Origin of the sequence: Streptococcus mitis (assembly GCF_946190375.1) — a bacterium.
In the GTDB taxonomy this organism is placed as follows: Bacteria; Bacillota; Bacilli; order Lactobacillales; family Streptococcaceae; genus Streptococcus; species Streptococcus mitis_CJ.
On the sequence record NZ_CAMIAF010000026.1, the window covers coordinates 1 to 20,002 of the forward strand.

At 36.1% G+C, this 20,002-nt stretch carries 19 protein-coding genes and 1 pseudogene; 13 read left to right on the forward strand and 7 right to left on the reverse strand.

The window, feature by feature from the left end; genetic code table 11:
* Nucleotides 1-488, reverse strand: a 488-nt coding sequence (locus N8M09_RS10255) for a tyrosine-type recombinase/integrase (protein WP_261065092.1), incomplete at its 3' end; no start/stop codon positions are given.
* Between the two features lie 94 nt (nt 489-582).
* Between N8M09_RS10255 and N8M09_RS10260 the strand changes: the two genes are divergently transcribed.
* Nucleotides 583-3,624: a hypothetical protein gene (locus tag N8M09_RS10260; protein ID WP_261065093.1), complete on the forward strand. Its 3,042-nt coding sequence runs from the start codon at nt 583-585 to the stop codon at nt 3,622-3,624.
* 242 nt (nt 3,625-3,866) lie between these two features.
* Here the strand turns inward: N8M09_RS10260 and N8M09_RS10265 are convergent, their stop codons facing one another.
* From N8M09_RS10265 to N8M09_RS10275, 3 genes and pseudogenes are all read right to left on the reverse strand, one after another.
* On the reverse strand, nt 3,867-4,829 hold the full coding sequence (locus N8M09_RS10265) for a glycosyltransferase (RefSeq protein WP_261065094.1): 963 nt from the start codon (nt 4,827-4,829) through the stop codon (nt 3,867-3,869).
* 362 nt (nt 4,830-5,191) lie between these two features.
* Nucleotides 5,192-6,273, reverse strand: a pseudogene (locus N8M09_RS10270) (N-acetylmuramoyl-L-alanine amidase family protein).
* Between the two features lie 12 nt (nt 6,274-6,285).
* Nucleotides 6,286-6,666 (reverse strand): hypothetical protein, encoded by a 381-nt coding sequence (locus N8M09_RS10275; RefSeq protein WP_261065095.1) that lies wholly within the window; start codon nt 6,664-6,666, stop codon nt 6,286-6,288.
* A 309-nt stretch (nt 6,667-6,975) separates the two neighbouring features.
* Here N8M09_RS10275 and N8M09_RS10280 point away from each other — a divergent pair, with 309 nt between their 5' ends.
* Entirely contained in the window at nt 6,976-7,860 is an 885-nt protein-coding gene (locus N8M09_RS10280) for a helix-turn-helix domain-containing protein (protein WP_261065096.1), read from the forward strand.
* 59 nt (nt 7,861-7,919) lie between these two features.
* Here the strand turns inward: N8M09_RS10280 and N8M09_RS10285 are convergent, their stop codons facing one another.
* From N8M09_RS10285 to N8M09_RS10295, 3 genes are read right to left on the reverse strand one after another with little or no spacing between them, the layout of a single operon-like run.
* Complete coding sequence (locus tag N8M09_RS10285; protein WP_261065097.1) at nt 7,920-8,687, reverse strand: hypothetical protein; 768 nt, start codon at nt 8,685-8,687, stop codon at nt 7,920-7,922.
* A 15-nt stretch (nt 8,688-8,702) separates the two neighbouring features.
* Nucleotides 8,703-9,398, reverse strand: coding sequence for an ABC transporter ATP-binding protein (locus N8M09_RS10290; protein WP_004256110.1), 696 nt, complete (start codon nt 9,396-9,398; stop codon nt 8,703-8,705).
* A gap of 4 nt (nt 9,399-9,402) precedes the next feature.
* Entirely contained in the window at nt 9,403-9,768 is a 366-nt protein-coding gene (locus N8M09_RS10295) for a GntR family transcriptional regulator (RefSeq protein ID WP_261065098.1), read from the reverse strand.
* A 139-nt stretch (nt 9,769-9,907) separates the two neighbouring features.
* On the opposite strand from N8M09_RS10295, the gene nrdR reads away from it, so the two are divergent.
* The 11 genes from nrdR to secA all read left to right on the forward strand — a co-directional run bounded on the left by nrdR (nt 9,908) and on the right by secA (nt 19,974).
* A complete protein-coding gene (gene nrdR / locus N8M09_RS10300) occupies nt 9,908-10,381 on the forward strand; it encodes a transcriptional regulator NrdR (protein ID WP_001203672.1) in 474 nt (157 codons plus the stop codon).
* On the forward strand, nt 10,382-11,551 hold the full coding sequence (locus N8M09_RS10305; protein WP_261065099.1) for a replication initiation and membrane attachment family protein: 1,170 nt from the start codon (nt 10,382-10,384) through the stop codon (nt 11,549-11,551).
* Nucleotides 11,552-12,448 (forward strand): primosomal protein DnaI, encoded by an 897-nt coding sequence (gene dnaI / locus N8M09_RS10310; RefSeq protein WP_261065100.1) that lies wholly within the window; start codon nt 11,552-11,554, stop codon nt 12,446-12,448.
* Entirely contained in the window at nt 12,445-13,158 is a 714-nt protein-coding gene (locus tag N8M09_RS10315) for an NADPH-dependent oxidoreductase (RefSeq protein WP_261065101.1), read from the forward strand. The genes dnaI and N8M09_RS10315 overlap by 4 nt, the downstream gene beginning before the upstream one ends.
* 13 nt (nt 13,159-13,171) lie before the next feature.
* Complete coding sequence (gene der / locus N8M09_RS10320; RefSeq protein ID WP_001207696.1) at nt 13,172-14,482, forward strand: ribosome biogenesis GTPase Der; 1,311 nt, start codon at nt 13,172-13,174, stop codon at nt 14,480-14,482.
* Nucleotides 14,483-14,568: 86 nt separating this feature from the next.
* Nucleotides 14,569-14,904 carry a hypothetical protein gene (locus N8M09_RS10325; protein ID WP_261065102.1) on the forward strand — a complete coding sequence of 112 codons (336 nt, stop codon included), beginning with the start codon at nt 14,569-14,571 and terminating at the stop codon, nt 14,902-14,904.
* Nucleotides 14,905-14,937: 33 nt separating this feature from the next.
* Nucleotides 14,938-15,729 (forward strand): hypothetical protein, encoded by a 792-nt coding sequence (locus tag N8M09_RS10330; protein WP_261065103.1) that lies wholly within the window; start codon nt 14,938-14,940, stop codon nt 15,727-15,729.
* The gene (locus N8M09_RS10335; RefSeq protein WP_261065109.1) at nt 15,722-16,363 is read left to right on the forward strand and encodes a hypothetical protein; all 642 of its coding nucleotides are present in this window, start codon (nt 15,722-15,724) and stop codon (nt 16,361-16,363) included. The genes N8M09_RS10330 and N8M09_RS10335 overlap by 8 nt, the downstream gene beginning before the upstream one ends.
* Nucleotides 16,364-16,366: 3 nt before the next feature.
* Complete coding sequence (locus tag N8M09_RS10340) at nt 16,367-17,017, forward strand: ABC transporter ATP-binding protein (RefSeq protein ID WP_261065104.1); 651 nt, start codon at nt 16,367-16,369, stop codon at nt 17,015-17,017.
* Between the two features lie 10 nt (nt 17,018-17,027).
* Entirely contained in the window at nt 17,028-17,315 is a 288-nt protein-coding gene (locus tag N8M09_RS10345; RefSeq protein WP_061425663.1) for a hypothetical protein, read from the forward strand.
* Nucleotides 17,316-17,460: 145 nt separating this feature from the next.
* Nucleotides 17,461-19,974 carry a preprotein translocase subunit SecA gene (secA, locus tag N8M09_RS10350; protein ID WP_077804806.1) on the forward strand — a complete coding sequence of 838 codons (2,514 nt, stop codon included), beginning with the start codon at nt 17,461-17,463 and terminating at the stop codon, nt 19,972-19,974.
* Nucleotides 19,975-20,002 lie beyond the last annotated feature (28 nt).

The following is a 20,002-nucleotide window of genomic DNA, read 5'->3' on the forward strand; positions in this document are numbered from 1 at the left end:
GTCTTATTGGAAAGATTAATATCTTTGAGATGAATGTGGCAAAGTTCAGAAATTCTGATGCCTGTTGAAAGTAAAAGGGAAATAATTAGTAGATTTCTTTCGGCTTTTTGTTTTTGATAGTCAGTTTTAGATACAATTACTTTCTGTTCTAAATAGATAAAAATGCTTTTCAGAATGTCATACGGAATCGTTTTAGGTAATATTTTTTCAGTTCTAAATTGAAAGCGCAATTGATTGAAGGGATTCTCTTCAATTATGTTTTGGTATTTTAGATAGTTATAAAACACCTTCATACAAGCAATTTTTCTTCTTAGTGTATTCGTTTTTATATTAGATTGTGTTAAGTGTTCAATATAGGATTCAACATTATCATAGTTTGAGTTATAAAATTGCATAAGATCATTTTTATAAGCGCGAATTGTGTGTGAACTCAAACGCTTATGAGTTTTGCAATAATCTAAGTAAGTAGAAATAAGTTTATAATCCATAAAAATCTCCTTTATCAATAATCATGCTATTATAAACCTATTTGAGTGCTTTGTATAGTGATAATAAATAGTTATCGGTAGGAGATTTATAAAATTGAATATTTGGCAATATCTAAAACCCAAAAATGATAAAACTTTTGAAGTATTAGCACTAAAATATGTTGAAAAAGTTTATCCCAGTGAGAGAAATTGGTCCCCAACAAAAGAAACTCGTGATGGAAATAGAGATGCGCAGGTCGTCTTTTTTATAGAAGACGGCCAATTTATTAGATGGTGGATGGAAGCAAAATATACCTCCAAAGAAAAACTATCTCGATATCGTCTTGATGCGACTATTGTCACTTCTATCTTACAAAAAAATGTTAAAAAATATTTCTTTGTTACTAATTCGAATATTTCTACTGAGAATATTATTAATATAAAAACCGCAATTACCGAAATTTCTCCCGAAGCGGTTGTACATTTTATAACTAAAACAAATCTAGAAAGTTGGTTAAAACGTAATCCCAAATATATCAAAGAATTTTTTTCTTCTAATATCTCAGAAAAAGATATTGATATATCAGAAATTGAAACTACTTCAACTAGATTTGTTGAAGTGACCACGATAAATTCCTATGCCATTCGAAACCCCAATTTTTCAGTAGACTATCTGTCGTACAATACACGCTATCGATTGTCCTTTTCATTTTTTTCTTACAATGATGACATAATAGAAATTTTACCTAACAATATAGGAAAATATCCCTGGAGAATTGTTGGTACATCTTCTCTTAAGGAGATTCCGGTAAATTCTGGTGAAAATCATATTCAAATAGAATTTCAAATAGTTCCTGACGATAGGTATGATGCTTCACCCAATGGTAGCCAGAATAATTCTTTTATTTACGAAAAAAATCAAGATAGTTATTCTATCTATCATTTTTTCGATTTATGTAAGAAATCTAATAATACCAAAATTTCAATTCTTAGTCCTAAGCATTTTACTTTAATAAAAAATACTGTTATGAAACCTATTTATATAAAATCACAAGAGAATGTCAGACAGAGATTGGAAGAATATTGTAAAACAACTAGGAATCATAAAACTACTCAGATTTTTTCAATTATTTCTCCCTATAAATATGGAAAAAGCTATCTAGTCAAAAATTATTTTTCATCACCTACTATTCAGCAATTCCCCAAAATATTTATATCATTTTCATCGGATGATGTCTACAATTTAGAAAGTTTAGTTCAGCTAGTGCATTTTATTTTGTTCCCGTTGCTACATGATCTGGTCATCAAAGAAGATTATCCAACTCCTCTAAGTAGTTCCTTAAAATCATTTATACAACAGTATCAAGCTAAAAATTACGAAGCACTTTTTAGATATTTTCAATTAGACATTCTAACGAACTTTTTTCAGCAATTTAAAGAAACTCAATTCTTTAAATTAGTTATTGTAGAAAACTTTCAATTTTTATCAAACGAATACAAAGAATTTTTTGAACATATAATTCAAGCTTGCTATAATGAAGATTACAATATTTTCTTTGTCGTTACTTCAACAAATCCATTAACTTTTCCAAAAGATGTCATTCACGTATCAGAAGCATTATCCCTGGACGGAATAAACCCAATCTATGAACCATTAAAAGAATCCATTAAGAATATAAAACAATTACAGGACTTAAATACTTTTCCTATCTTAAAACTCGAACCCGCTAAACTATTAATTCATTTCAGTAGCAACGAGAATATTAAAAGTTTTGAAGATTTAAGCAAAGAGGAACTTGAAGTAGTAAAGTCTGTTTTCTTGAACTATAGTCTCCCACCAAATGATATTCAAATATATAGCGAAGCAACAATATCTTTATTGGAAAAAAATTTTCTAGCTTTTGACATCAACCAACAACTAGTGCCATTCTCTTCTAATTTATTAGAGGAGTTCTTGAACTGGATTATAGACAATGGGAATGAATTATTTATCTCTGAAAATATAAATTTCAATCATCCTCTCCAAGAAATATTTGTCTCTTTATTTATAGATAAGAATAGAGAAAAAAGTCAAGAAGCAATTGCTACGCTTCAACAATATTTTTCTCATCAAGAATACCATTCAATTTACTATCTCCTTCGCAAATTTAAAGGGGGAGACAACTACGTGAGGTTGTTCTATAGATTTCAAAATGATTATTATTTACTGCACTATTTTTTTGCAATGGCTAATGCAAATGTTGGGCAAGATAGTAGTGGATCTGCAGAATTTTTAAAACTTTTCAATATACTTGATGAAAAATTAAAATATAATAGTGAATCTGAAATTTTTTTAAATATTATATTAAATGTAGTCTATGAAATAATCAATAGTGATTATGAAAACTATCGCTTAGAACAATTTCGAAAACATAGCAAGAAGTTCCATAATTTGTTATCCTATCGTAATGTAAATCATAATCAAGTTCAGACGATTAAATCTAACCAAAAATTTTTGGAGGCTCTGATTAAAACAGAGAACACCTTATTACTAGATTGTCAGCTCTTAGAAGAATTTATGAACTATTCAAAAATAGATGAATATGGAAAAATTTACACCCAACGCCTTGCGAGAATCTTTTATTCAAGTAATATAACACTTGCCAAAGAAATTTTATTTCAAATTGAACCTATTTCAATTGATAAATATAATTATTTTTTAGAAATAGAGAAATTATTTATAAAATTTTTAGAGAATCCTAAGCAAGAACAATTCTTAATTATCCTACAGAAAGTTAGTATCTTAAAAAAGGACTACCTTAACGACTATAAAAAGTATATTCTCGGATTGGTAGCTGGAGCTATCATTTTAGATGATCAAACAACTCTTAAAAACTTAATCAAAGAAATCTACGATTCGGGGAAACGTCCCTACAGGGCTCGTCAACAACTATTTTTTGCTAACATATTTAATTATTTAGAATTAGTCCAAAATAATCAATATCTAGAAATTGAAAACAAATTGAGATTAATTGATAGTTCCCCTCTTCCTAATCATTATAAAAATATTAATTTACACAATCTTAAACTAAGTTGTTCACCAGCTCATGTTGAATTTTATTTAGGTGGTGAGCTGAAAGATAATACGTTTTATTTTGATCCTCGTTCAATATGGTAAGGGAGTCTAATTATTAATACAGTAAAGTGATTACGTTCGAATACTCCATATACCTATTCTAGCGTAGTCATTTCAATTTTTAAATATTAAAATATATTTGTCCCATATGATTTCCAATGAATTGCTAACACATTTTTATTAGGAATCATATGTAATTTTTAAATACAAAAATTACAATATATTTACAAAATACTTTCCTGATATTAGGATTAATTTAATAGAACATGTAGAACAATTTATGTTTATAGTATATTTGTATCAATGATGTAAGGTTGAATATGCATCCTAAGTTTTTCTGCTGAAATAGAGGCAAGATACTCATCTAAGTTAATTTGCTGTAATAAATTTTTAACAATAAAAGTCATTTCAGCTTTTTTAATATTTTCATCACTACAAAATTCATTAATTTGTCTAATGATTAGGTTCATAAAATGTTCACAAAAAAGATAGAAGCTTTTCTTATAAATTTCAAAATAATTATTGTTTTCTAAATACACTTTAATTTCTTTCAAAATGAATAACATATCTTCGCTATTTTTGTGTTCAAAAGATTGGACAATTGATCCCTTACGTCGATAATGAAAGTAAGTTGCATCAGGAATACAAATTAATTTAGAGGCTGCAAGCATCGTCTTAATACTGAATAGTAAATCTTCAAATTTACGATTCTCAGGAAATAATATACTATTGTCAATTAAAAATTGACGTAGGTAGATTTTATTAGTTGTTGATGGAACTATGTTTACATCAAAGTTATACTCTTTTGCCATTACCTTTATACTCTCTTCAGGTCCTAATTGTAGCAAAGTATTATACTTACACTTGTAGATTATATCCTTTATGTCGTCGTATTCACGTTTTAAAGTAAACATTCCAATTTCAGATGCACATTGCTCCATATACGTTAGACCTTTTTCTAAATAATCGTAGGAAATCCAGTCATCACTATCTATAAAACATATGTATTTCCCACGAGCCATCCTTATTCCTAAATTTCGGGCTCCCCCTGCTCCTAAACTTTTTTTAGAATAAAAATAATGAATATCATATTTTTCTGATAAAAATTCTGAAGGTTGCTTTGATGCATCGTCAATAATGATGACTTCATACCTATCCCTAGAAAGCGTATTGATTTTGATAGAATCTAAACATTTCATTATTTGATCTTCGGTATCTTTCATTGGAATAATAATTGTAATATCCATAACTTTCTCCTAATGATAACTATTTATTATCGCTAGTATATCATAAAAATTAGTATTTCACTAATTTTATAGTGGATGATAAAGAAATAAAAAACAACGAAACATTGTTTGGTATAACGCATTTAATTTTCTATAGAATATTCAATCTAGATTATCTTTTATAAATCTAGACTGAATAAAAGTCTAATAAGTAGGAGAGGTTCTTTTCCATAATTTCTCGAATAGAATACAAAAAGCGAACAAAACAGAATTCATTGTTTCGATTCGCTTTTTGTATTATTATCTAGATTTCTTGCATCTCTGATAACATTTAGTCTGGGCAGGTACACTAATAGTTGATGGAAAAAAATGTGTACTTTAGATTATTTCCAAGCGCCACTGGCATCTACATAGTAGCCATCTGGTGTGTAGGTATTGTGAAGCATCTTACCTGATGAAGCAAGGTAATACCAAGAGCCGCTATCTTTCACCCAGCCTGTCGCCATTGAACCTGACTTGTTTAGGTAATACCAAGAGCCACTATCTTTCATCCAACCTGTTGCCATAGCACCTGAGTCTTTTAGGTAATACCAAGAGTGATTATCATATAGCCAATCACTAGCAATCATGGCTCCTGATGATGTAAAGGCATACCAGTTGCCACCCTGATAGAGCCAAGTTTGATTGAACATGACTCCGTTATCATTCATAAAGTACCAAGTTCCACTGTCCTTAACCCAAGCATTTTGAACTAGTTGACCTTGTTTTTGATAGTACCACTTTTCACCTTGATTATTTTTTAGATTTAGCCAGCTTTCTGCTTTTAGAATCGGATAAAGTTCTCTGAAGACTCCCCCCCTTTGTAGAAATGACTGATAGTCCCTGGTTTTACAAGTTTAATATTATCATACTCCTCTGCCCAAGCATAGACTTTTTGACCATTGAGAGTCTCTGGTAAGGTAGCAGTGTAGGTCTTGGTTTGATAGTCCCATTTAGTATCAAGGTAGGTGTATTGATTATTTGATTCTTTAATATGGTAGTAGCCACTCTTTCCACCATTATATACATCATCAACTACTTTAGTGGACCAGGTTTTTACTTCATTTCCGCTCTTGGCTTCTACCTTGATATCTCCTCTATAGCCATAAGGTACATAGAAATTCAGGTAACGTCCTTCTTCTCCGATGGTTCTATCCACTTCTTGACTTAGGAAATTGACAGTTTGATCTTGACCATTGAGACTGACCGTCCACTCGATTTTCTCAGTTTTTGGCAAATCCAAGACTTTGATATCTACGCTATGGCCATTGTTAAATCGAAGAATTTTGTCATCTTGATACACAACTCCTCCTTTAACATGCCAAACTTCTTTAAGCTCAAAGGCTTTTCCTGAATGAGGGAAAGCTAGTAAAGCTAGACCTGCTAGAGACAAACCAAATAGTGTGATTTTTTTTGATACTTTCATTTTCTTAACTCCTTATTTTTGGAATAAAACAAATTGGCTGTTTTCTGGATAAACTGATACATGTTGCTCTTCGTGAATTTTTGATGCATCTTCAAGTACTAGAGGATAAGAGTATTGATACAGTTCCTCTAAAGTGATTTTTCCGTTAGCGTTGGTGTCTGCCATAGGCGAAATCATTCTATTTTGAAGCGGATCCCAACCTGAAAATGCCGTTTTATAGCTACTAAAAGCTATCTTCCCATAGGTAAAGATAGTTCGCATCGCTTTCGCTAGAAGATTTGAAAAGCTCTTGCATTTTTGCAATAATCTCGGACTTAGTTTTATCTGGGAAACGAACAACTTTACTAAAGTTTTGGTTACTAAAAACCTTTTACATAGTATTAACATCTTCAATAGGCACTACTCTTGTTGATGTTTCACCTGTTTTAGTGTAAGAACTGTCAGAATGTGTATATCACCAACGACCTTTTGATTGAAACTAACTGCCATTGGAGTGACTATAAGCCTAGGGAGAGATAGATTCTTGAGCAGAAACTGGACTATTTACTGGTAGTGTTGTCACTAGGCTCAGTAAAGCAACTGATGACAATAAAATTTTTTTCATAATCATATTGTCCTTTCTGTTTTATTTTTGTATAATCATAATCATATCACAAATAAAAAAACAGGTTTAATTTTTTGCAGAAATGGAAGAGGAATACTATGGAAAATTTTGGAGCAGTTTTAAAGGATATCCGTATTTCAAAAAATTTTCGTCTTAAAGATTTGGCTTGTGATAAGATTAGTGAGTCAACTATTTCTCGTTTCGAAAATGGGATTACAAAATTATCTATTGATCATTTTTACATGTTGTTAAATCGCCTGGGGATCTCATTTTCGGAATTTGAAGAATTAGTTCATTGCTATTATTCTAAAAAAGAATGTTTTTTTGAAGAACTAGAACATGCTGTAAATTCTTCAGATATCATTTTGTTACAAGAACTAATAAAGAAAATAGAGCTAAAACAAAAGCAGGAAAAAAGTTTATGCAATTGTCACATAAAATCGATTGCTGAACAACAGATTAATCGCCTTGCAAATCTTCCTTATAATGCCTCTAAATGTAATGAGCTAATCAAGTATCTGCTTTCTGTAGATAATTGGATGGAGTATGAACTGAAAATTTTCTATAATTCGGTGTTTTTTATGAACACTAAGACCATAAGCTTATTATATAGAGTGGTAATCAAGAAAACACGACATTTTTTAAAAACAGATATGGGAACACATAGAGTAATTCCTTTATATTTATTTAATTTAGAATTATTATTAAAAAATAATTTGTTAGATAGCGCTCAATTTTTTATAGATGATTTAGAAAATTTACTGACCAGACAAGGATATTATTTTGAAAAGACTTATTTACTTTTTTTAAAAGGTATTTATCTCATAAAAACGAATCAAGTAGAGTTAGGTAAAAAAGAATGTTCCAAAGCTATGAAAATATGTAAGGAATATAATGATAGTGTCACAATAGAGAAATTAAACAAGACCTTTAAATCAGATTTAAAAGGATTTGTTTTTAAAATAAAGTTAGACAGAAAATGAGATAAAAGAAAAAAGGATAGCCTCTCTGCGATGAGATGTTATCCTTTTTGATTTAAAAATTATTGCAAATTAACCTTGTTTCTCAAAATATAGTAGGTTCCGAGATAAAAGATAGCTATGAAAATGAGTTCTTCAAAAATGCCTGTACTTGCTCCCATATAGAAATTATCATTAAATCCTGCAAGTGAATTGACATAGAAGTTCGCACTGGTATTGAAGAAGACTTCAATAAAGCCAATGACGATTTGGATACCAATATAGGCTGCAACAGCGAGTGCTGTGCGGTATTCGTTGAAAAGTTGTCCGATGGAAATAGCCAAGTAGATGCAGAGGATACTGGAAATGGTATTTAGTAGGAGGGATAACCCCACAAGAGAGAGTTGAGGAAGGTATGTTCCTAGAAGTGGAATCAAGTCAGAATTTGACATCCATTCTGGAACCGTTATAGTCACAATAAGAAAAGCACTTAGAGCCAGTACAGCCGAGCTAAGTATAGACCAGATGAAAGCTCCGACTAATTTAGCTGTGATGATATAGTGCTCAGAAACTGGCAAGGTCAAAGTCAGATAGCCTTGGCGGTCATAGACACTACCTTTGAAGCGTTTGATAATCAAGAAAAGAGTTGAAATCCCAAGTGTAATTATCAAGCCACCAAAGACGAGAGCCAGAAAGATAAATAGGACAGGTTGGCTTTCTTTGACAGATATATAATTATAGTAGTGTCCTTGCATTCCTAGGGGGACGGAAAGGGCTAGAACAGCAGCGTAAAGGGCTAAATACCACTTGTTAACATTTTTAAATTCGTAGCGAACTAAATTCCAAAACATAATAATCTCCTTTGCTTAGGCCTTAAATTCCTGACGGAAGAGTTGGTCAATGGATTCACCTGACTCATAGCGAATATCATCTACATTACCCTGACGGACGACTTTTCCATCCTTAAGGAAGACAATTTCATCCAAGATTGGCTCGATATCAGAAATCAAGTGGGTAGAAATCAAAACGGTAGAAGTTGGGGAGTAGTTGTTGATAATAGTATTGAGGATATAATCACGGGCTGCTGGGTCTACCCCACCGATGGGTTCGTCCAGAACATAGAGACGAGCATCACGGCTCATAACCAAAATCAGTTGTACCTTTTCCTTATTCCCTTTTGATAATTTCTTGAGACGACTATTTTCATCAATACCGAGGTCTGCAAGTAGATGATGGGCACGTTCAAGATTGAAATCTTTATAGAAGGTCTTGAAGTAGGTTAGGGCTTCTTTGACCTTCATTTGTTCATTAAGATAGGTTGTATCAGGCAAATAAGCTACGATGGCCTTGGTTGCTGGGCTTGGGTCCATGTCGTTGATAAGGACGCGTCCTTGATCTGGTTGTAAGAGGCCATTGATTAGTTTAATCAAGGTTGTTTTCCCTGAGCCATTTGGCCCAAGGAGACCAACAATTTTTCCAGCTGGGATGTCAAGGGAAACATTTTCAAGGGCTGGGGTTGCTCCATAAGATTTGGATACATTTTCAAATGCTAGTAATGACATAGGCTTAAACTCCTTTAATATAATCGCCGACTACGCCTGGTAGTTCTTCTTTTTCATAGCCAAAATGGGTCATGGAGGAAACAAAGTGTTCCAATTGTTCTTCGGATAGTTGTTTGCGCGATTGGGCAATCAGTTCCTTATCCTCAGTCACAAATCGTCCAGTTGTGCGCTTGCTGTAGACAAATCCTTCTCGTTCGAGGTCTGACAAGGCTCTTTGGATGGTGTTTGGATTGACACCAGCCTCGCTAGCCAACTCTCTCACGGTTGGAAGTTGTTGATTGGGTTCCAGTGTATGGGAAACAATCTGAAGCTTGATTTTCTCCATAATCTGTAAATAAATGGGTTTTTTGTTGTCAAATGTCCAGGACATCTTGGTCTCCTTTCTTTTATCTCTTTGTCTTAATTAAATAATACAACAAAACAAAAAACTTGTCAAGCAAAAAGAAGAATTGTTTTGGGTATCGTTTAAAAAATGGTATAATGAAAAGAAAACGATAAGGAGGGAAAGGATGCGTTGTCCAAAATGTGGGGCTACCAAGTCAAGTGTTATCGATAGTCGCCAAGCAGAAGAAGGGAATACCATTCGTAGAAGACGTGAGTGCGATGAATGCCAACACCGTTTTACAACCTACGAACGAGTAGAAGAAAGAACTTTAGTGGTTGTTAAAAAAGATGGCACACGGGAACAATTCTCCAGAGATAAAATCTTTAATGGGATTATCCGCTCAGCCCAGAAACGTCCTGTGTCAAGTGATGAAATCAACATGGTAGTCAATCGTATCGAACAGAAACTCCGTGGTCGAAATGAAAATGAAATTCAAAGTGAGGACATTGGTTCACTCGTCATGGAGGAGTTGGCTGAACTGGACGAGATTACCTATGTGCGTTTTGCCAGTGTCTATCGTAGTTTTAAGGATGTCAGTGAGTTAGAGAGCTTGCTCCAACAAATCACCCAGTCCTCTAAAAAGAAAAAGGAAAGATAAATGAAGCCAATTGACCGTTTTTCTTATCTAAAGAATAATCGGGTGTCGCAAGATACCTCATCTCTGGTACAGTGCTACCTCCCGATTATCGGTCAGGAGGCACTGAGCCTTTATCTTTATACCATTAGTTTTTGGGATAATGGTAGAAAGGAATATCTTTTTTCAAGCATTCTTAACCATCTCAACTTTGGGATGGATAGACTGATAAAATCCTTGAAAATCCTATCTGCTTTCAATCTCTTGACCCTCTATCAAAAGGGAGAGGTTTATCAGCTAGCCCTCCATGCTCCTCTTTCAAGTCAGGATTTCTTGGAACATCCTGTTTATCGCAGACTTTTAGAGAAAAAGATTGGTGATGCAGCTGTGGAGGATTTGAAAGTTGAAAGTGCTGATGGTGAAGAAATACCTGTCTCACTCAATCAAGTCTTTCCAGATTTGGCAGAATTAGGAAATCAAGAAGACCTTGGTCTCAAGAAGAAAGTGGCCAACGATTTTGACTTGGACCATTTTCGTCAGCTTATGGCTCGAGATGGGCTTCGCTTTGCGGATGAGCAGTCCGATGTTTTGAACCTCTTTGCCATTGCTGAGGAGAAGAAATGGACTTGGTTTGAAACTTATCAATTGGCCAAGTCAACAGCTGTTTCCCAGGTTATTTCAACCAAACGCATGCGGGAAAAAATCGCTCAAAAACCGATTTCCTCTGACTTTAGTCCTAAGGAAGCAACCATTATCAAGGAAGCCAAAAGTAAGACTGCCCTGCAGTTCTTGGCAGAAATCAAGCAAACACGCAAGGCAAGTATTACCCAAACAGAAAGAGAACTCTTGCAACAGATGGCTGGTTTGGGCTTGCTGGACGAAGTCATCAATATTATTCTCTTGTTGACTTTTAATAAGGTAGATTCGGCAAACATCAATGAGAAATATGCCATGAAAGTGGCCAATGACTATGCCTATCAAAAGATCCATTCAGCAGAAGAGGCAGTCTTGCGAATCCGTGAGAGAGGGCAGAAGAATCAGGCTCAAAAAAGCAGTACCCCTAGTCCTGCCAAGTCCAATGTACCCAAGTGGAGCAATCCAGATTATAAAAATGAAACCAGCGAGGAAACTCGTTTGGAACTAGAACGTAAGAAACAAGAACTATTAGCTCGATTAGAAAAAGGAGGAGATTAGATGGAAAGTGTCGGAGACGTACTCAAACGTCAACCTAGCCGTTTTCATTATCAAGATTTGGTCCAGAAAATCATGAAGGACCCCGATGTTGCGGCCTTTATCCAGCAAGAATCCTTGACTCCCGAGGAATTAAATCGCAGTATCTCCAAGTTTAATCAGTACATCACCGAGCGCGACAAATTTCTCCGTGGTGATACGGATTATATTGCCAAAGGCTACAAGCCGATTTTGGTTATGAATCATGGCTATGCGGATGTCTCATATGAAGAAACTCCTGAACTAATCGCAGCTGAAAAAGAAGCGGCTATTAAGAACCGCCTCAAGTTAATCAATCTGCCAGCTACTCTCAAGAAAGCTAGTTTAGCTCAAGTAGATTTGGATGATTTGGGGCGCTTGCCAGTTTTTGAAAAGCTATTAGCCTTCGTGGAGCAATATCCAGCTATTCAAAAAGGTCTTTACTTGTATGGAGACTTTGGTGTGGGTAAAAGTTTCATGGTGGCTGCCTTAGCTCATGATTTATCAGAAAAACGTGGTGTTTCATCAACTCTCCTCCACTATCCTAGCTTTGTCATTGATGTCAAAAATGCTATCGGTGATGGCAATGTTAAGACCTTGGTGGACGAGCTTAAGCTTTCTGAAGTCCTGATTTTAGATGATATTGGTGCCGAGCAATCAACAGCTTGGGTACGTGATGAAATCCTGCAAGTCATTCTCCAATATCGGATGCAGGAAAATTTACCGACCTTTTTCACATCCAACTTCGACTTTGAAGAATTGGAGCTGCATTTCGCTAAAGGGAAACATGGAAATAACGAAACCTGGGAAGCCAGACGCGTCATGGAACGCATCCGTTATTTGGCTGAGGAGACTCGTTTAGAAGGAGTGAACCGTCGATGACAGAAACAATCAAATTGATGAAGGCTCACACTTCAGTGCGCAGATTTAAGGAGCAAGCCCTTCCTCAAGAAGACTTGACTGAAATCTTGACAGCAGCCCAGATGGCCTCGTCTTGGAAGAATTTCCAATCCTACTCTGTGATTGTGGTACGAAGTCAAGAAAAGAAAGATGCCTTGTATGAATTGGTGCCTCAAGAAGCCATTCGCCAGTCAGCTGTTTTTCTTCTCTTTGTCGGAGATTTGAACAGAGCAGAAAAGGGAGCCCAGCTTCATACCGATACATTCCAACCCCAAGGTGTAGAAGGTCTTTTGATTAGTTCGGTCGATGCGGCCCTTGCAGGTCAAAATGCCTTGCTGGCAGCTGAAAGCTTGGGCTATGGTGGTGTCATTATTGGCTTGGTTCGATACAAGTCCGAAGAAGTAGCAGAACTCTTTAATTTGCCTGACTACACCTATCCTGTCTTTGGGATGGCACTAGGACTACCAAATGAAGAACATGAAGTCAAACCTCGCTTGCCATTGCATCAGATGGTTTTTGAGGAAGAATACCAAGAACAGTCAACTGAGGCAATCGAAGCTTATGACCGTGTACAGGCTGACTATGCTGGGGCGCGTGCGACCACAAGCTGGAGTCAGCGTCTAGCAGAACAGTTTGGTCAAGCAGAACCAAGCTCAACTAGAAAAAATCTTGAACAGAAGAAGTTATTGTAGAAAGTGAGAAATTATGGCCCTACCAACTATTGCCATTGTAGGACGTCCCAATGTTGGGAAATCAACCCTATTTAATCGGATCGCTGGTGAGCGAATCTCCATTGTAGAAGATGTCGAAGGAGTAACACGTGACCGTATCTATGCGACGGGTGAGTGGCTCAATCGTTCCTTTAGCATGATTGATACAGGAGGAATCGATGATGTCGATGCTCCTTTCATGGAACAAATCAAGCACCAGGCAGAAATTGCCATGGAAGAAGCCGATGTTATCGTCTTTGTCGTGTCTGGTAAGGAAGGAATTACCGATGCAGACGAATACGTAGCCCGTAAACTTTATAAGACCCACAAACCAGTTATCCTCGCAGTTAACAAGGTGGACAACCCTGAGATGCGAAATGATATCTATGATTTCTATGCCCTCGGTTTGGGCGAACCATTGCCTATCTCATCTGTCCATGGTATCGGTACAGGGGATGTGCTAGATGCCATCGTAGAAAATCTTCCAAATGAATATGAAGAAGAAAATCCAGATGTGATTAAGTTTAGCCTAATTGGACGTCCCAATGTTGGAAAATCAAGCTTGATTAACGCTATTTTGGGCGAAGACCGTGTTATTGCCAGTCCTGTTGCTGGAACAACGCGTGACGCCATTGATACCCACTTTACAGATACAGATGGTCAAGAGTTTACCATGATTGATACGGCTGGTATGCGTAAGTCTGGTAAGGTTTATGAAAATACCGAGAAATACTCTGTCATGCGTGCCATGCGTGCTATTGACCGCTCAGATGTGGTCTTGATGGTCATCAATGCGGAAGAAGGAATCCGTGAATACGACAAGCGTATTGCAGGATTTGCCCATGAAGCTGGTAAAGGGATGATTATCGTGGTCAACAAGTGGGATACACTTGAAAAAGACAACCACACTATGAAAAACTGGGAAGAAGATATCCGTGAGCAGTTCCAATACTTGCCTTACGCACCGATTATCTTTGTCTCAGCCTTGACCAAGCAACGTCTTCACAAACTTCCTGAGATGATCAAACAAATCAGCGAAAGTCAAAACACACGTATTCCATCAGCTGTCTTGAACGATGTCATCATGGATGCCATTGCCATCAACCCAACACCGACAGACAAAGGAAAACGTCTCAAGATTTTCTATGCGACTCAAGTGGCAACTAAACCACCAACCTTTGTTATCTTTGTCAACGAAGAAGAACTTATGCACTTTTCTTACCTACGTTTTTTGGAAAATCAAATCCGCAAGGCCTTTGTCTTTGAAGGAACACCAATCCATCTCATCGCAAGAAAACGTAAATAAAAAAGTAGAATCTGGAATGACATTTCCAGATTTTTTTTGATAGAATGAAGGTAAAGAAAGCGCTGTCAAATAGAGAGGGGCTAGTGATGAAACATTTGTTTAAATTCTTATTTTTAGCACCTTACTTTTATTTTGATAACTGGATTGAAAAGGCCAACAGAAATAGTAAATTTTTCCCAATTTTTTACTATTTTTACTGGTTTTACATCCCCCTCTATGCTCTTTTTAGCCTTGCTTGGACAGTTGTTTCAGTTCTGTTTTTCAATATCGTCTTGAGAAATGTGACAGATATCAAGTTATGGGGCATTTGGTTTCTTTTTATTCTGCTAGCTATTGGTATGAATAGGTTAACTTATTTCTGTTTCAAAAAAATGTTTCGCCTGAGACAGGAACTAGGGAAGTCCAAGGGTGGAAGGCATTGATTTATATCGGTTTTTATTTTTAGGAGGTGGCTTATGAAGATTCCTCTCTTAACTTTGGCAAGGCATAAATTTGTTTATGTCTTGTTTACTTTGATTTTTCTTGCTTTGGTTTATCGTGATTTCTTGATGACTTATTTCTTTTTTGATATTCATGCGCCTGATCTAGCCAAATTTGATGGACAAGCAATTAAAAATGACTTATTAAAATCAGCGTTAGATTTTCGTATTCTCCAGTTCAATCTAGGCTTTTATCAATCATTTATTATTCCAATCATCATTTCTTTGCTAGGTTTTCAATATATTGAGCTGAAAAATAAAGTTTTACGATTGAGTATTGGAAGAGAAGTGAGTTATCAAGGGTTAAAAAGAAAGTTGACTTTTCAAGTTGCAAGTATCCCTTGTGTGATATATTTAGTGACTGTGCTGATAATTGCAATCATAACCTATTTCTTTGGGACTTTTTCTCCTCTGGAATGGAATTCCCTATTTTCTGATGGAAGTAGTTTACAAAGGCTTCTAGATGGAGAAATAAAAAGTTATTTGTTTTTTATGTGTGTCCTTCTAATCGGTATCTTCATCAATACGGTCTATTTTTTAAAAATAGTTGATTATTTAGGGAATGTGACTCGTTCGGCAATTGCCTATTTGATGTTTCTTTGGCTTGGTTCTATGCTACTCTATAGTATCTTGCCATACTATATGGTTCCTATGACGAGTTTGATGCAAGCTAGCTATGGGGATGTAAGTTTGATGAGACTCTTTACTCCTTACATCCTTTACATCGTCTCTTATATGGTGCTTGAAAAATATGAAGATAATGTTTAAGAATTTTAACAATATTTTGCTAAAGAGAAAGATCGTTTTACTACTTCGTATAGTTCTGATGATGATTTTGACCAACTATCTATTGTCAACAGCGCTTCAAAAGCAGGATGTTTTTCTCTTTTTTAAGAGAGAATTGATTTCAATCTTTTCCTATAATGACTATTCTGAAGTGAATTTAGAAATCCCCAAACTCTTGTTAAACCTTTCTATTTTCATGGTAGGATGGCTCTCTGTCATTTTATTTGAAACTGATTTGGCAGACCATTACCATCACTTGATTCGATATCAATCAAGCTCCTTTTTCGATTATACAAGGAAACGATTGGTTGTCATTTCTAAATTTTTTACTCAAAATTTATTTGTCTGGTTCCTTGGTTTATTTCCGCTAGGAATTCATTTCAAAACAGTCACACTTTTCTTTTTACTTGCTCAGTTAATGATCTTGTATTTGTTACTGTCTTATCTGATAGCACTTATTAGTATGGGTGCTGGCTTCTCGTTTTTTCTCTATTTTTTAGCATTTGTGGGACAAGAATGGATGATGGATCATATTGTAACAGTGTATTTAGGACTCCTAAGTTTATTAGTTGTGTTGATTGTTAGTCGGTTGGAAGAGAAATTTAAGAAAGGATAAACGATGAGACTTGAAATTATAAATGGACAGAAAAATTACGGGAAAAGACCTATTTTAAATCAGTTAAATCTGGTCTTTCAATCAGGAAAAATTTATGGCCTTAAAGGTGATAATGGATCTGGCAAGACGGTTCTTTTAAAGGTACTTGCTGGTTATATTAAGCTTGACAAAGGAAAAGTTCTTCAAGATGGCAAAGTTTACGGGGTGAAAAATCATTATATTCAGGATGCAGGGATTTTAATTGAAAAGGTAGAGTTTCTATCTCATTTATCCCTGAGAGAAAATTTGGAACTGTTAAGGTATTTTTCATCTAAAGTTACGGAAAAAAGAATTGCCTATTGGATTCAATACTATGATTTACAGGAATTTGAAGACGTTGAATACCGTCATTTATCCTTAGGAACGAAACAAAAAATGGCTTTGATTCAAGCCTTTATTGCCGAACCATCTATACTCTTTCTTGATGAACCTATGAATGCTTTGGATGAGAAGAGTGTGAGGTTAACCAAACAGGTCATTTTATCTTATCTGAAAAAAGAAAATGGTTTGGTTATCCTGACGTCGCATATATCGGAAGATATTTCAGATCTTTGTACAGATGTATTAGTTGTCGAAAATGGGCATATACAATATTTAAAGGATATACAATCCTAGGAGGTGGCTTATGGAACATCTAAAATCATTTATTACACGCTATTCTAAGGTCTATATTGGTTTAGTTCTGCTGATCTGGCTGGCTTTCTTCTTTGTTCCTTGGGATAAACCAGTTCTGGGAATATCTATCAATCTCTTAATCATGCAGAAAGTTTTACTAGTTTTTGGAATTCTGTCGATTTTGATGGCCTTGCTGTCCAAGAAAGTCAGTCTCTTTGTTTTTGGACTTATCTGTTGTCTTTCTTTTTGGATAAATCTATTTATCCTATTTGCCATTTTGCCGATTTTTGGCAATTAATCAGTCATAAAAATCAGAGAGGTTAGCTTGGAAACTAGCCTCTTTTTCCTTTTCAAAATGGGGATTCTTCCTTGAAAATAATCAGTAATTGTGCTAAAATTAAAAGAACATTCTAAAATATTCGGAATTTAAAGTAAGGAAAAACATGGCTAATATTTTAAAAACAATTATCGAAAATGATAAAGGAGAAATCCGTCGTCTGGAAAAGATGGCTGACAAGGTTTTCAAATACGAAGACCAAATGGCTGCTTTGACAGATGACCAACTAAAAGCAAAAACAGTTGAATTTAAAGAACGTTATCAAAATGGAGAATCACTGGATTCATTGCTTTATGAAGCATTTGCGGTTGTCCGTGAAGGTGCCAAACGTGTCCTAGGTCTATTCCCATATAAGGTTCAGGTTATGGGTGGAATCGTTCTTCACCATGGTGACGTGCCAGAGATGCGTACAGGGGAAGGGAAAACCTTGACTGCGACTATGCCGGTATACCTCAATGCCCTTTCAGGTAAAGGGGTTCACGTAGTTACGGTCAATGAATACCTATCAGAACGTGACGCGACTGAGATGGGTGAATTGTACTCATGGCTTGGTTTGTCAGTAGGGATTAACTTGGCTGCCAAATCTCCAATGGAGAAAAAAGAAGCCTATGAGTGTGATATTACTTACTCAACCAACTCAGAAATTGGATTTGACTACCTTCGTGATAACATGGTCGTTCGCGCTGAAAACATGGTACAACGTCCGCTTAACTATGCCTTGGTCGATGAGGTTGACTCAATCTTGATTGACGAGGCGCGTACACCTTTGATCGTATCAGGTGCTAATGCGGTTGAAACTAGTCAGCTCTACCACATGGCAGACCACTATGTAAAATCTTTGGACAAAGACGACTATATCATCGATGTGCAGTCTAAGACTATTGGTTTGTCTGATTCAGGGATTGACAAGGCTGAAAGCTACTTCAAACTTGAAAACCTCTATGACATCGAAAACGTAGCTTTGACTCACTTTATCGATAATGCCCTTCGTGCCAACTACATCATGCTTCTCGATATTGACTATGTGGTGAGCGAAGAGCAAGAAATCTTGATTGTCGACCAGTTTACAGGTCGTACCATGGAAGGTCGTCGTTATTCTGATGGCTTGCACCAAGCTATTGAAGCTAAAGAAGGTGTGCCAATTCAGGATGAAACCAAGACATCTGCCTCAATCACTTACCAAAACCTTTTCCGTATGTACAAGAAATTGTCTGGTATGACAGGTACAGGTAAGACTGAGGAAGAAGAATTCCGTGAAATTTACAACATTCGTGTTATTCCAATCCCAACAAACCGTCCTGTTCAACGTATTGACCACTCAGACCTTCTTTATGCAAGTATCGAGGCTAAGTTTAAGGCGGTTGTCGAAGATGTTAAGGCTCGTTACCAAAAAGGTCAGCCTGTCTTGGTTGGTACAGTAGCGGTTGAAACCAGTGACTACATTTCTAAGAAATTGGTCGCAGCTGGTGTTCCTCACGAAGTCTTGAATGCCAAAAACCACTATAAAGAAGCTCAAATTATCATGAATGCTGGTCAACGTGGTGCCGTTACTATCGCAACCAACATGGCCGGTCGTGGTACTGACATCAAGCTTGGTGAAGGGGTTCGCGAATTGGGTGGACTTTGTGTTATTGGTACAGAACGTCATGAAAGCCGTCGTATCGATAACCAGCTTCGTGGACGTTCAGGTCGTCAAGGAGACCCAGGTGAGTCACAATTCTACCTATCTCTTGAAGATGATTTGATGAAACGTTTTGGTTCTGAACGCTTGAAGGGAATCTTTGAACGCTTGAATATGTCTGAAGAGGCCATTGAGTCTCGTATGTTGACACGTCAGGTTGAGGCAGCGCAAAAACGTGTCGAAGGAAATAACTACGATACCCGTAAACAAGTCCTTCAATACGATGACGTCATGCGTGAACAACGTGAGATTATCTACGCTCAACGTTACGATGTTATCACTGCAGACCGTGACTTGGCACCTGAAATTCACTCTATGATCAAACGCACGATTGGTCGTGTCGTTGATGGTCATGCGCGTGCTAAACAAGACGAAAAACTTGAAGCAATTTTGAACTTTGCTAAGTACAACTTGCTTCCAGAAGATTCTATCACGATAGAAGACTTGTCTGGCTTGTCTGATAAGGCCATCAAGGAAGAGCTTTTCCAACGTGCCTTGCAAGTTTACGATAGTCAGGTTTCAAAACTACGCGATGAAGAAGCAGTTAAAGAATTCCAAAAAGTTTTGATTCTACGAGTGGTAGATAACAAGTGGACAGATCATATCGATGCCCTTGATCAATTGCGTAACGCGGTTGGACTTCGTGGCTATGCTCAGAACAACCCTGTTGTTGAGTATCAGGCGGAAGGTTTCCGTATGTTCAATGATATGATTGGTTCGATTGAGTTTGATGTGACACGCTTGATGATGAAAGCACAAATTCATGAACAAGAAAGACCACAAGCAGAACACCATATCAGTACAACAGCGACTCGCAATATCGCTGCCCACCAAGCAAATATACCAGAAGATTTGGATTTGAGTCAGATTGGACGGAATGAACTTTGCCCATGTGGTTCTGGTAAGAAGTTTAAAAACTGTCACGGTAAAAGACAATAAAATGAGATAGTTTAGAGGCGGATACCTT